The sequence below is a fragment of the Streptomyces sp. NPDC004031 genome (genome assembly GCF_053604375.1).
In genome coordinates, this window is record NZ_JBSGHL010000065.1 from 1 (window position 1) to 13,560 (window position 13,560).

Below are 13,560 nucleotides of genomic sequence, written 5' to 3' on the forward strand. Positions count from 1 at the left end.
ACGGCCGCCTTCGCGTCCGCGCCCGACACGTCGGCCTGCACCGCGTCGGCCAGCACGTCGGTGGGGAAGGCGAGCGAGGCCGTCGCCTCGCCGCGCCGCAGCCAGAACGAGGCGAGCAGCCCCGCCGCGACGTGCAGGGCCAGCAGCAGCCAGGGCAGCGCCCCGGCCGAGGCGACGGCCACGGTGCCCTGGGCACCGCCCGGGACGGCCGCGACCGAGGAGGCGAAGGTGGCGGCGTGCTCGGGACCCACGTGGCCGTGGCAGAGCACCGCCTCGTTGAAGGAGCGCCACGAGCCGGTCACGGGCCCGCCGGCCGGCCCGTAGCAGGCCTGCTGCCCGGTGGTCAGCAGGGTGTCCAGGGCCAGTTCCATCGGCACCATCAGGCCGGCCAGGGCCCAGAAACCGCACTCCGGGCGGGCCGTGACGAGATAGGCGAGGCCGAAGGCGGTGGCGAAGGCCCCGGCGACCGCGGGCAGCGGCAGCGGTTCCTTGGCCATCAGGACGTGCGAGGTGGAGGAGAGGGTGACGCACAGTGCGGCGAAGACGGCAGCGCGCAGCGCTCTCAGCGCCCGCAGCGCTTGCGGCCGTATCTCCTCCATGGGAGCAGAGTGTGCCACGGGAACCTGTATGCGTGACCTAAGGTGCCGGACTTCCGTGGAGACCCGGCGGCGGGCCCCGGATTGTCGGTGCCGGGTCGTAGACTCACCGACGCCGCCGGACAACCGTTTCCCGGTGGTCCGTTCCCCGCCGGAGGTGTCGCGCCTTGACCGATCAGCCCTTCGCTCACCTGCACGTCCACACCCAGTACTCGCTGCTGGACGGAGCGGCGCGACTGAAGGACATGTTCAAGGCGTGCAACGAGATGGGGATGAGCCATGTGGCCATCACCGACCACGGGAACCTGCACGGCGCCTACGACTTCTTCCACCAGGCCAAGGACGCCGGGGTCACGCCGGTGCTGGGCATCGAGGCGTATCTGGCGCCCGAGTCGCGCCGCTATGCCAAGCCGGTCAAGTGGGGCGCCCCGCACCAGAAGAACGACGACGTGTCCGGCGCGGGCGCGTACACCCACATGACGATCTGGGCGCGCAACAACACCGGCCTGCACAACCTCTTCCGCGCTCAGTCCCGCGCCTCCTTCGAGGGCTACTTCCGCAAGCCCCGGATGGACCGCGAGCTGCTCAGCGAATACGCCGAGGGCCTCATGGGCACCACCGGCTGCCCGTCCGGCGAGATCTCCACCCGCATCCGGCTCGGGCAGATGGACGAGGCGGTCAAGGCCGCCGGGGAGTACCAGGACATCTTCGGCAAGGAGAACTTCTTCGTCGAGATCATGGACCACGGCATCGACATCGACCGCCGGGCCCGTGCCGGTCTGGAGGAGATCGCCAAGAAGCTGCAGGCGCCCTTCGTCGTCACCAACGACTCGCATTACACGTACGCGCAGGAGTCCGCGGCGCACGACACGCTGCTGTGCATCCAGACCGGCTCGAACATGTCGGATCCGGACCGCTTCAAGTTCGACGGCTCCGGCTACTACCTGAAGTCGGCCGCCGAGATGTACGCGATCGACTCGTCCGACGCCTGGCAGGAGGGCTGCCGCAACAGCCAGCTGCTGATCGCCGAGCGCGTCGACACCGAGGGCATGTTCAAGTTCCAGAACCTGATGCCCAAGTTCGACGTGCCCGAGGGCTACACCGAGGTGACCTGGTTCCGTGAGGAGGTCGCCCGCGGCATGGCCCGGCGCTTCCCCGGCGGCATCCCCGAGGACCGGCAGAAGCTCGCCGAGTACGAGATGGACACCATCATCCAGATGGGGTTCCCCGGCTACTTCCTCGTCGTCGCCGACTTCATCATGTGGGCGAAGAACAACGGCATCGCCGTGGGCCCCGGCCGAGGCTCCGCGGCCGGCTCGATCGTCGCCTACGCGATGGGCATCACCGACCTCGACCCCGTCCCGCACGGCCTGATCTTCGAGCGGTTCCTGAACCCCGAACGCATCTCCATGCCCGACGTCGACATCGACTTCGACGAGCGTCGGCGCGGCGAGGTCATCCGCTACGTGACCGAGAAGTACGGCTCCGACAAGGTCGCCCAGATCGCCACCTACGGCACCATCAAGGCCAAGGCCGCGATCAAGGACTCCGCCCGGGTGCTGGGCTACCCCTTCTCGATGGGCGACCGGATCACCAAGGCGATGCCCGCCGACGTGCTCGGCAAGGGCATCCCGCTGTCCGGCATCACCGACAAGGACCACCCGCGCTACAGCGAGGCCGGCGAGGTCCGCTCGATGTACGAGAACGAGCCGGACGTGACGAAGGTCATCGACTCCGCGCGCGGCATCGAGGGCCTGGTCCGGCAGATGGGTGTGCACGCCGCCGGCGTCATCATGTCCGCCGAGCCGCTCATCGACCACGTGCCGATCTTCTCGCCGAAGAACGACGGCGCGGTCGTCACGCAGTGGGACTACCCGAGCTGCGAGTCGCTCGGCCTGCTGAAGATGGACTTCCTGGGCCTGCGCAACCTCACGATCATGGACGACGCGGTCAAGTCGATCAAGGCCAACAAGGGCATCGACATCGACCTGCTCGCCCTGCCCCTCGACGACCCCAACACGTACGCGCTGCTCTCCCGCGGTGACACCCTCGGCGTCTTCCAGTTCGACGGCGGACCCATGCGCGCCCTGCTGCGCATGATGAAGCCCGACAACTTCGAGGACATCTCCGCCGTCTCGGCCCTCTACCGGCCGGGCCCGATGGGCATGAACTCGCACATCAACTACGCCCTGCGGAAGAACAAGCAGCAGGAGATCACCCCCATCCACCCGGAGCTGGAGGAGCCGCTGCGGGAGGTCCTGGAGGTCACCTACGGGCTGATCGTCTACCAGGAGCAGGTGCAGAAGGCCGCCCAGGTGCTCGCCGGGTACTCCCTCGGCCAGGCCGACCTGCTGCGCCGCGCGATGGGCAAGAAGAAGAAGGAGGTCCTGGACAAGGAGTTCATCCCCTTCCAGGCGGGCATGCGCGAGCGCGGCTACTCCGACCAGGCCATCCAGTCCGTGTGGGACGTGCTGGTGCCCTTCGCCGGATACGCCTTCAACAAGGCGCACTCCGCCGCGTACGGCCTGGTGTCCTACTGGACGGCCTACCTGAAGGCGAACTACCCGGCCGAGTACATGGCGGGCCTGCTCACCTCGGTCAAGGACGACAAGGACAAGATGGCGCTCTACCTCAACGAGTGCCGCCGGATGGGCATCAAGGTGCTGCCGCCGGACGTCAACGAGTCCAACGCCAACTTCACCCCGCGCGGCGACGACACGATCGTCTTCGGCCTCACCGCGGTCCGCAACGTCGGCCAGAACGTCGTCGACTCCATCGTCAAGTGCCGCAAGTCCAAGGGCCGTTACGCGACCTTCCCGGACTTCCTCGACAAGGTCGAGGCGGTCGTCTGCAACAAGCGGACGGTCGAGTCGCTCATCAAGGCGGGCGCGTTCGACGCCATGGAGCACACCCGGCGCGGCCTGACCGAGCACTTCGAGCCGATGATCGACAACGTGGTGCAGGTCAAACGCAAGGAGGCCGAGGGGCAGTTCGACCTCTTCGGCGGCATGGACGAGGGCGGCGACGACGGACCCGCCTTCGGGATGGACGTGGTCTTCTCCGACATCGAGTGGGACAAGACCTACCTGCTCGCGCAGGAGCGCGAGATGCTCGGCCTCTACGTCTCCGACCACCCGCTGTTCGGCATCGAGCACATCCTCGGCGACAAGGCCGACGCGGCGATCTCCGCGCTCGCCGGCGACTACGCGGACGGTGCGATCGTCACCATCGGCGGCATCATCTCCGGCCTCCAGCGCAAGATGACCAAACAGGGCAACGCGTGGGCCATCGCCACCGTCGAGGACCTCGGCGGCTCGGTGGACTGCATGTTCTTCCCCGCCACCTACCAGCTGGTGTCCACCCAACTCGTCGAGGACACCGTCGTCTTCGTCAAGGGACGGCTCGACAAGCGCGAGGACATCCCGCGGCTGGTCGCGATGGAACTGGCCGTCCCCGACCTCACCGACGTCGGCGCCAACGCCCCCGTGCACATCTCCATCCCGACGGTCAAGGTCACCCCGCCGCTGGTGGCCCGGCTCGGCGAGGTGCTGGAGAGCCACAAGGGCAACACCGAGGTACGGGTGCGGTTGCAGGGCGCCCGCACCACCACGGTGCTGCGGCTGGACCGGCACCGTGTGACGGCCGACCCCTCGCTCTTCGGCGACCTCAAGGCGCTGCTGGGCCCGGCGTGCCTGGGGTCCGGCCAGCAGGCGGGCTGAACCCCGCCCGTCCCGGGCCCCGTCCCCGCCTTCCCGGGCCGGGCCGGACGCACGACGGGGGTGCCCCTCGGGTGAGGGGCACCCCCGCGTCATGCCGTACTACCGGCGCGGCAGGTTCAGTTGTGGCCGAACCGCTTCTGCTGGTGCTTGCGCGACACCTGGGTCGTCCCCGGCATCACGTGCTCCTCCGACTGCGGGCTCCGGCCCTGCTCCTGGGCCTCCGCGGAGGACCGCTGCGGGTCCTGCTGCGGGGAGCGGCGGTTCGGGTTCTGGTTGCGGTTCTTCGCCACTGTCGTGCCTTCCTCTGAGGGGAATGACGGCCGAAGGGCCTGCCTCCCTGCGGGCTTGCCGCCCCGGGGGCTCGTGGCCGAGCGGCCGAGATCAGACTTGCACGCCGGGACGAAGCGCGCATTTCGGGCAGTTGGCGCTTCGGGGTGCACCGCGTGTGACGGAAAACGGCCCACCGCCACGCCGAAGATCGCGTTCGGGCTCATAACGCCCCGGCATTCGGGCAGACTCGGGGGGACCTGGGGGGATTCACTGCCGAGGGGGCGACCGGAAGAGGAGCGATATGGACCGCTGCGTCGTCCTGGTGGACGCCGGTTATCTGCTGGGTGCAGCAGCGAGCCTCCTGGCCGGTGAACCCTCACGTTCCCGGATCGTCGTCGATCATGCCGCCGTCGTCGCTGGCCTGCGGGAAAGAGCCGAACGCGAGACCGGCCAGCCGCTGCTGCGGATCTACTGGTTCGACGGGGCGCCCGACCGCGTTCCGCAACCCGAGCACCGCAGGCTGCGCGTCATGCCCCGGGTGACCGTACGGCTCGGCGCGCTCACCCGTACGGACGGCCGCTGGGCGCAGAAGGGCGTCGACGCCGCCATGCACGCCGAACTGTCCGAGCTGGCCCGCAACCGGGCCTGCTCCGACATCGTGCTCGTCACCGGCGACGGCGACCTGCTGCCCGGCATGATGTCCGCGAAGGAGCACGGCGTCGCCGTGCACCTGTGGGCCGTGCAGGCCGCCGACGGCGACTACAACCAGTCCGAGGACCTCGTCGCCGAGGCCGACGAGCGCCGCGTCCTCGACCGCGAATGGATCACCGCGGCCATCCACGCCCGCGACGGCGTGTGTCCGCCGGTCGGCGCCAGCCACGGCGGGCTCGGCGCCGACATCGGCCCCGAGATCGCCGCGATCCTCTCCGCGCCGCTGCCCGACCCCGCCGCTTCCCCCGCGCGCCCCTCCGAACCGCGCCCCGCGCCGCCCGAGCACCCGGACGACGAGGACCCGCGGGCCGCACCCGCGGGGGCCGGCGGCAGCAACGGCACCGGCAAGGGTGTCCCCACGCCCAAGGACCTCGCGGGCTTCGGCAAGCACCACCCGCCCGCGGCCCACACCGGACCGCCCCCGCCCGCGCCCAGCGCGACCCTGCGGTGGTCCTCCGACAAGGGCTGGACCGACCGCGGCACCGCCGACGTCCCCGACACCAGCGGCCTGCCCACGCTCGCCCAGCTCACCACCGCGGAGCAGCGGTGGGCCGACCGGGAAGCCGACATCACCGCGGTGAGCGGCGACCCCTACGAGGTCGGCCAGGTCTTCGCACGGCGGTGGACCGCGCGGATCAGCGAGCCCGGACAGCTTCAGCAGCTGTCCGCGCACTATCCGCGGGTGCCGCACCGCATCGACGGCGAGCTGCTGCGGTACGCGGCGCGGTTCGGGCTGCTGGCGCACAAGGACGACCAGATCGACGAGCATGATCGCTACGCGATCAGGGCGGGGTTCTGGCGGGAGGTCGACGCGCGTACGGGGACGCCGCGGGCTGAGGCTTGAGCTTGAGCTGGCGCTCTGGGGCGCCTCTTGCGGTTCGCCGCGCGACCTTCTGCTGGTGGGGGCTGGTCGCGCAGTTCCTCGCGCCCCTTGCGCGGCGCCGCCGCTGGGTCGGGTGCCGCCACGGGGCACCTCCTCGGAATGCGCCTTCACCCCCCTACCTGGTCGGTGAGCCACCGACAGCGCATTCCTGCGGGGGCACCCCGCACCGTCCCCCTTCGGGACGGTTCGGCGGCTGCCTGCCGGTGGGGGTGAGCGTTTTTTGGGGGCGCGGGGAACTGCGCGGCAAGTTCGCCACCGGCGGAAGGGGGCGGGGCTCATCGCAAGTGGCAGCCTGAGGGGTGGGTGGGGACAACCCCGTTGCGGCGGTTGTCGCTCGCGCCGCGTAATCTCGATGTTCGTGAAGACGGGCACGGAGGACGAGGCGCCCCCCGCGGCAGCCGCGGTCCGCGACGCGGTGTGTACCGTGCGCGGTCTGGTCAGGACTTACCCGGCGGGTTCCGGGGCGCGCCGTCGTGCCGCCACGGCCGCCGTACGGGCGAGTGACGGGATCGATCTCGACGTGCGCCGCGGCGAGCTGTTCGGGATCCTCGGCCCCAACGGGGCGGGCAAGACCACGCTGGTGCGGCAGCTGACGGGGCTGCTGCGGCCGGACGCGGGGAGTATCGACGTCCTCGGCCACGATCTGGTGCGGCACCCGGACCGTGCCTCCCGGCTCATCGGCTACCTCGGCCAGGAGTCGACCGCGCTCGACGAGCTGACCGTCTCGCTCGCCGCCGAGACGACCGGGCGGCTGCGCGGCCTGGACGCGGCCGCGGCCCGTGCGGCCCGCGACGCCGTGCTGGACGAGCTGGAGCTCGGTCCGATCGCCGACCGCCCGCTCAAGCGGCTGTCCGGCGGTCAGCGCCGCCTCGCCTGCTTCGCCGCGACGCTCGTGGGGGAGCGGCCGGTGCTGATCCTCGACGAGCCGACCACCGGCATGGACCCGGTCGCCCGCCGCGCGGTGTGGGCCGCGGTCGGCCGCCGCAGGACCGAGCGCGGCACCACCGTGCTGCTGGTCACGCACAACGTCATCGAGGCCGAGACCGTCCTGGACCGGGTCGCGGTTCTCGACCGCGGCCGGGTCATCGCCTGCGACACCCCGGCGGGCCTGCGCGCGCTGGTCGCGGACGAGGCGCGGCTCGACCTGGTGTGGCGCACCGAGCCGCCGCTCGACCTGCCCGCGGTCGCCGCGCTCCAGCCGCTCGCCGACGTCTCCGGCCGCCGCTGGACGCTGCGCCTCCCGCACGCCCGCGCCCGCGCGACCATGGCCGACCTCACCGCGGGCCCCGCCTACGCGGCCCTCGACGACATCACCTTGGCGGCCCCGAGCCTCGAAGACGTCTACCTGGCCCTGGGCGGCCGCGCGAAGGGCCTGGTGAAGTCATGACCCGCCATGACGGCGCGACCTCCTGCGAGGGACCGTGCGCGGGGACGGGAGGGCGGGCGTGAGCGTCATCGCGCGGGACGAGGCCGGGACCGTGGTCGCGGAGGCCGCGGCGCCGCTCGCGCCGCGGGCGCGGCTGTGGCCCGCCTTCGCGGCCGTCTACCGGGCGCAGCTGTCGCGGGCGCGCGTCGCCCGCATCCCGCTGCTGTTCGTCGCCACCTTCCAGTCCGTCGGCATCATGGTCATGATGCGCGGGGTCGTGGACGCGGGCGACGGCGAGGCGGCCCGCGCGGTCGTCGCCGGGTCCAGCGTGCTGGTCGTGGCCTTCGTCGCGCTCAACCTGCTCGCCCAGTACTTCGGCCAGCTCCGCGCGTCCGGCGGGCTCGACCACTACGCGACACTGCCGGTACCGCCCGCGTCCGTGGTGCTCGGCGCCGCCGGGGCGTACGCGTCCTTCACCGTGCCCGGCACCGTGCTCACCGCGGTGATCGGCTGCGTGCTCTTCCACCTCACCCTCACCACCGTGTGGGTGCTCGCCGTCGTCATCCCGCTCGCGGGCGCCGCCCTGTCCGGGCTCGGCGCCGCGCTCGGGCTGCTCGCGCCCCGGCAGGAGATCGCCACGCTGCTCGGCCAGCTCGGCATGTCCGCCGCGCTGCTGCTCGGCGTGCTGCCCGCCTCGCACCTGCCCGAGGTCATCCGCTGGGTGCGCGACCTGCTGCCGTCCACGTACGGCGTGCAGGCCTTCGCCCGTACCCTCGGCGGCGCCGGCGGTACGGACTGGGCCGCGGTCGCCGGTGACCTCTCGGTCTGCGCCGGGGTCGGTGTGGTCTCGCTGGCCGTCGCCACCTGGGCCTACCGCAGGGCTGCCTGCCGGTGAGGCGTCCCGGTGACGGACCTGGCACGATGGGCAGGTGACCGCTCCGCTGACTCCCCACGACCACTCGTCGCCGCTGCCGCACCCCCCGGGCGCGGACGGCGGCTCGGGCAAGGGCGGCGACCTCAGGAAAGAGGTGCTCGCCGAGGCGGGAAGGGGCGCGCTCACGGCCGTACTCGTCGCCGTCTGCGGTGTCGCGCTCGGCCTGCTGTGGCTGTGGCTGTCGCCACGCGTGCCGCTGATCTCCGACGGCAAGGCGGTCTACCTCAAGGACACCGAGGGCGAGGAGGCGATCGGCGGCGACGGCACGTTCGCGCTCATCGCCGCGGGCCTCGGCGTGCTCACCGCCGCCGCGGTCTTCTGGCGGCGGCGGCAGGGCGGGATCGGCGTCGTCCTCGGCCTCGCGGCGGGCGGCGTGCTCGCGTCCGTCATCGGCTGGCGCATCGGCGTATGGCTCGGGCCCGACACGGATATTGCTGCGCATGCGATGCGGGTGGGGCCGAAGGTGGTCTTCGACGCGCCGCTGGAGTTGCGGGCCAAGTCCGCGCTCGTTGCCTGGCCGGCGGCTGCGATGGTCGTCCATCTCCTCCTGACCTCGGCGTTCGGTCCACGGGAGGACCCGCACCCCCCGGAGAAACCCTTCACCCCGTACTGGGCCCCGCCCGCGGGCCCGCCCGCCGCCACCGGCCCCGCCGCCCCACCCTCCCCGCCGGACGAGGAGTAGGCCCCTTCCCCCTGCGGGGGGCCGTGCCCCGCTGGGCACCCGTTTTTAGGGGCGCGGGGAACTGCGCGAGCAACCCACCACCGGCCGGTGGTCCGGTACGGACCGAACTGCCCCTTCGGGCCGGTGACGACCCGCGCCACGTATGTGGCTGAGCGCGCAGTTCCCCGCGCCCCTGAAAAACGGGTGCTGCGCGCCGCAGCCGTACCCGGGAAGCGGGCGGCTGCCCCACCGCAGCCGTACCGGAAAAACGGGTGCCCCGCGGCGCAGGCGCACCGGAAAGACGGGGGGTCAGGCGCGGGCGACCGGGGCGGGGGTCGCGGAGGTCAGCGCGAGGAGGACGGCGGGCGCAAGCTCGACCTCGAGGCCGCGCTTGCCCGCGGAGACGAAGACCGTGGGGAAGGCCAGCGCGGAAGCGTCCAGCACTGTGCGGAGGGGGCGGCGCTGGCCCAGCGGCGAGATCCCGCCGCGTACGTAGCCGGTCGTACGTTCCGCGGCGGCGGGGTCCGCCATCGCCGCGCGCTTGCCGCCGACCGCCGTGGCGAGTGCCTTGAGGTCGAGCGCCCCGGCGACAGGCACCACGGCGACGGTGAGCGTGCCGTCGACCTCGGCGACCAGGGTCTTGAAGACGCGTTCCGGGCTGGTCCCGAGCGCGTGCGCGGCTTCCTCGCCGTAGGACAGGCCCGACTCGGGGTCGTGCGCGTAGGCGTGCAGCGTGAAGTCCGCCCCGGCGTTCTCCAGCGCGACGGTCGCGGGGGTCCCGCCGCCGGGACCGCCCTTGCGTTTCTTCGCCATTGTCCCCTCAGTTCGCGCTGATCGGCTGGCTGGTCAGGTCGACCGCGGGCAGCGAGGGCAGTTTCTCGATCACCGCGGTCTCGCGGCGCAGCAGCTTCAGCTCGGCGGCCAGCCGGGCGGCGGAGTCCGGCTCCTCCAGCAGCGTCTGCTTGACGGGGGTCTCGGCGATGAGCGCGGCGGCCACCAGGTAGGAGAGCACGGTCGGATCGTCGGGGAATTCCTGGCCCGGCGCGAGGGTGCGTTCGCGGGCGCCCGCGAGGCGCTTCTGGTAGGTGGCGAAGACCCGGGTGACCTCGGAGGCGAGGGCGCCCGCGCCGCTGCCCGTGGTCTCGGGGATCTCCTCGATCTCCGCGGAGAGGTAGGGCCCGCTCAGGTCGAGGGAGAGGAGCTTGAAGCGGATGAGGCCGGTGGCGACCAGTTCGTAGCCGCCGCCGTCGCGCTCGGCGACGCCGGTCGCGTCGGCGATGCAGCCGATGCCGTGCAGTGCGGCGAGGGGTTCGGCGCCGAGCCCGGCGGCCGGGCCGGTCGCGCGGCCTTCCTGGCCGGTGGGCGCGACCTCCTGGCCGTTCCTGATCGCGACGACGCCGAACCTCCGCGGGGTGCCTTCCGGCAGGGCCAGCAGATCGGCGACGAGGGCGCGGTAGCGGTCCTCGAAGACGTTCAGCGGGAGGACGAGGCCCGGGAAGAGGGTGGTGCCCAGGGGGAAGAGCGGAATCCTGTCGGTCACAATGAGCCAGCGTACGGCGGCGGGCCGCCCCCGCGCGCCCCTGTTCGGCGGGACCGTCGTCCCGGCGGCGCGCGTGCGGCGGCGGTGGACGGACGGGGCGGGTGTGGCGCCGGGGGCCGTACGCCGGGCCGGTGGACCCGACCGTACCGGACGCCGCCGCGGGCCCGTGCCCGATATGCCGGGAAGGCCCCGGAGTGTCATCGTGGCATGAGGACGCCCCGCCCGGGTACGCGGCGGGAAGTCAGGTGCCGGCCGGATGCGGCACGCGCAGCCGCACCGGTCGGTCACGGCGGCGAGGGCCCGTGACGGGCCAGCGAGGGAAGCCACGATGACCAACGGATTCATGGGACCCGAGGACGACCCGTTCGGCGACTTCTTCGCCCGTTTTTTCGGCGGCCGTCCGCCCGCCCCCCGGCAGGTCGACATCGGCCGGCTGCTCAGCCGGCCCGCCCGGGAACTGGTGGAGGGCGCCGCGCAGTACGCCGCCGACCACGGGCGGCACGACCTCGACACCGAGCACCTGCTGCGGGCGGCGCTCGCCGCCGAACCCACCCGGGACCTGCTCAGCCGGGCGGGCGCCGACCCGGACGCGCTGGCCTCGCAGATCGACGAGCGCTCCGGGCCCGCGCACGAGCCCGACGACTCGGGGCCCGCGGCGCTGTCGCTGACCCCCGCGGCCAAGCGCGCACTGCTGGACGCCCACGAGCTGGCGCGGACCTCCGGCGCCGGGTACATCGGCCCCGAGCACCTGCTCGGCGCGCTCGCGGCGAACCCGGAGTCGGCCGCCGGGCACATGCTGAACGCCGCCCGGCTCGCCGCCTCCGGGCTGCCCTCCGAGCAGGGCGGCGGCGGACCCGCGGGCGGGGTGCGGACGCAGGGGCGGCCCGGCGGCGGCTCCTCCGGCACGCCCACCCTCGACCAGTACGGGCGGGACCTCACCGACCAGGCGCGGCAGGGCCGTATCGACCCGGTCATCGGCCGGGACCAGGAGATCGAGCAGACCATCGAGGTGCTGTCGCGGCGCGGCAAGAACAACCCGGTGCTGATCGGCGACGCGGGCGTCGGCAAGACCGCCGTCGTCGAGGGCCTCGCGCAGCACATCGCGGACGGGGACGTGCCCGACACCCTCACCGGCCGCCGGGTCGTGGCGCTGGACCTGACCGCGGTCGTCGCGGGCACCCGCTACCGCGGCGACTTCGAGGAGCGGATGAACGCCATCGTGGGCGAGATCCGCGCGCATTCCGACGAGCTGGTCATCTTCATCGACGAGCTGCACACCGTCGTGGGCGCGGGCGGCGGCGGGGGCGGCGAAGGCGGCGGCATGGACGCCGGGAACATCCTCAAGCCCGCGCTCGCCCGCGGCGAACTGCACATCGTGGGCGCCACCACGCTGGAGGAGTACCGGCGGATCGAGAAGGACGCGGCGCTCGCCCGCCGCTTCCAGCCGATCCTGATCCCCGAACCGTCCGTCGCCGACACGCTGGAGATCCTGCGCGGGCTGCGCGACCGCTACGAGGCGCACCACCAGGTCCGCTACACCGACGAGGCCCTCGACGCGGCCGTCGAGCTGTCCGACCGCTACCTGACCGACCGGCGGCTGCCGGACAAGGCCATCGACCTCGTCGACCAGGCGGGCGCCCGCGTCCGGCTGCGCTCGCGCACCAAGGGCACCGGTGTGCGGGCGATGGAACGCGAGGCCGAGCAGCTCGCCCGCGACAAGGACCAGGCCGTCGCCGCCGAGCAGTACGAGCGCGCCACGCAGCTGCGCGACCGGGTCGCCGAACTCCGCAAACGGATCGACGACGCCGGCGAGGAGGGGCGGGCCGACGACGGGCAGGACCTGGAGGTCACCTCCGAGGCGATCGCCGAGGTCGTCTCACGGCAGACCGGCATCCCCGTGAGCAGCATCACGCAGGAGGAGAAGGACCGGCTGCTCGGCCTGGAACAGCACCTGCACCAGCGGGTCGTCGGCCAGGACGAGGCGGTCGCCGTCGTCGCCGACGCGGTGCTGCGCTCGCGCGCCGGACTCGGCAGCCCGCACCGCCCCATCGGCAGCTTCCTCTTCCTCGGCCCGACCGGCGTCGGCAAGACCGAGCTGGCCCGCGCGCTCGCCGAGGCGCTGTTCGGCGAGGAGGACCGGATGGTGCGGCTCGACATGAGCGAGTACCAGGAGCGGCACACCGTCAGCCGGCTGGTCGGCGCCCCGCCCGGATACGTCGGCCACGAGGAGGCCGGGCAGCTCACCGAGGTCGTACGGCGGCACCCGTACTCGCTGCTGCTGCTCGACGAGGTCGAGAAGGCGCACCCGGACGTCTTCAACATCCTGCTCCAGGTCCTCGACGACGGGCGGCTCACCGACTCCCAGGGCCGCACGGTGGACTTCACCAACACCGTCATCGTCATGACCAGCAACCTCGGCTCCGACGCGATCGCCCGGCGGGGCGCGGGCATCGGCTTCGGCTCCGGTGGCGCCGACGCCGACGAGGAGGCCCGCCGCGAGCAGATCCTGCGGCCGCTGCGGGAGCACTTCCGGCCCGAGTTCCTCAACCGGATCGACGAGATCGTCGTCTTCCGGCAGCTCGACGAGCCGCAGCTGCGGCGGATCACCGACCTGCTGCTGGAGCAGACCCGGCGGCTCATGCGGGCGCAGGGCGTGGAGGTGGACTTCACCGTGGCCGCGGTGGACTGGCTCGCGCGGCACGGCTACCAGCCGGAGTACGGGGCGAGGCCGCTGCGCCGCACGATCCAGCGGGAGGTGGACAACCAGTTGTCCCGTCTCCTCCTCGACGGTCGCGTCCGCGAAGGTGGCCGCGTCACGGTCGACGCGCCCGACGACCGCCTGACCTTCACCCCCCAGCAGACCCCCGCCCCCTCCTGACC

Annotated in this window: 10 protein-coding genes; 6 read left to right on the forward strand and 4 right to left on the reverse strand. The window is 72.7% G+C overall.

The genetic code is table 11. The annotated features are described in order from the left end of the window. Positions 1-599: hypothetical protein (locus ACWERV_RS30720; protein ID WP_452939265.1), on the reverse strand; the 599-nt coding region annotated here is incomplete at its 3' end. A 164-nt stretch (positions 600-763) separates the two neighbouring features. Between ACWERV_RS30720 and dnaE the strand changes: the two genes are divergently transcribed. Next, on the forward strand, positions 764-4,315 hold the full coding sequence (gene dnaE / locus ACWERV_RS30725; protein ID WP_452939268.1) for a DNA polymerase III subunit alpha: 3,552 nt from the start codon (positions 764-766) through the stop codon (positions 4,313-4,315). A 116-nt stretch (positions 4,316-4,431) separates the two neighbouring features. Here the strand turns inward: dnaE and ACWERV_RS30730 are convergent, their stop codons facing one another. Continuing rightward, on the reverse strand, positions 4,432-4,605 hold the full coding sequence (locus ACWERV_RS30730; RefSeq protein ID WP_398187118.1) for a hypothetical protein: 174 nt from the start codon (positions 4,603-4,605) through the stop codon (positions 4,432-4,434). 281 nt (positions 4,606-4,886) lie between these two features. On the opposite strand from ACWERV_RS30730, the gene ACWERV_RS30735 reads away from it, so the two are divergent. The 4 genes from ACWERV_RS30735 to ACWERV_RS30750 all read left to right on the forward strand — a co-directional run bounded on the left by ACWERV_RS30735 (position 4,887) and on the right by ACWERV_RS30750 (position 9,161). Beyond that, entirely contained in the window at positions 4,887-6,140 is a 1,254-nt protein-coding gene (locus tag ACWERV_RS30735; protein ID WP_452939271.1) for an NYN domain-containing protein, read from the forward strand. A gap of 391 nt (positions 6,141-6,531) precedes the next feature. After that, a complete protein-coding gene (locus ACWERV_RS30740) occupies positions 6,532-7,566 on the forward strand; it encodes an ABC transporter ATP-binding protein (RefSeq protein WP_452939274.1) in 1,035 nt (344 codons plus the stop codon). A gap of 58 nt (positions 7,567-7,624) precedes the next feature. Beyond that, the gene (locus ACWERV_RS30745) at positions 7,625-8,440 is read left to right on the forward strand and encodes an ABC transporter permease (RefSeq protein WP_398187127.1); all 816 of its coding nucleotides are present in this window, start codon (positions 7,625-7,627) and stop codon (positions 8,438-8,440) included. A 34-nt stretch (positions 8,441-8,474) separates the two neighbouring features. Continuing rightward, positions 8,475-9,161 (forward strand): hypothetical protein, encoded by a 687-nt coding sequence (locus ACWERV_RS30750; protein ID WP_452939277.1) that lies wholly within the window; start codon positions 8,475-8,477, stop codon positions 9,159-9,161. A 288-nt stretch (positions 9,162-9,449) separates the two neighbouring features. On the opposite strand, the gene ybaK is transcribed toward ACWERV_RS30750, so the two are convergent. Both ybaK and ACWERV_RS30760 read right to left on the reverse strand, forming a co-directional pair. Then, positions 9,450-9,953, reverse strand: a complete 504-nt coding sequence (gene ybaK / locus ACWERV_RS30755; RefSeq protein WP_452939280.1) for a Cys-tRNA(Pro) deacylase — start codon at positions 9,951-9,953, stop codon at positions 9,450-9,452. 7 nt (positions 9,954-9,960) lie between these two features. Continuing rightward, complete coding sequence (locus ACWERV_RS30760; RefSeq protein WP_398187626.1) at positions 9,961-10,683, reverse strand: LON peptidase substrate-binding domain-containing protein; 723 nt, start codon at positions 10,681-10,683, stop codon at positions 9,961-9,963. Between the two features lie 325 nt (positions 10,684-11,008). Here ACWERV_RS30760 and ACWERV_RS30765 point away from each other — a divergent pair, with 325 nt between their 5' ends. Continuing rightward, positions 11,009-13,558, forward strand: a complete 2,550-nt coding sequence (locus tag ACWERV_RS30765) for an ATP-dependent Clp protease ATP-binding subunit (protein WP_452939283.1) — start codon at positions 11,009-11,011, stop codon at positions 13,556-13,558. The last annotated feature ends 2 nt before the right edge of the window (positions 13,559-13,560 follow it).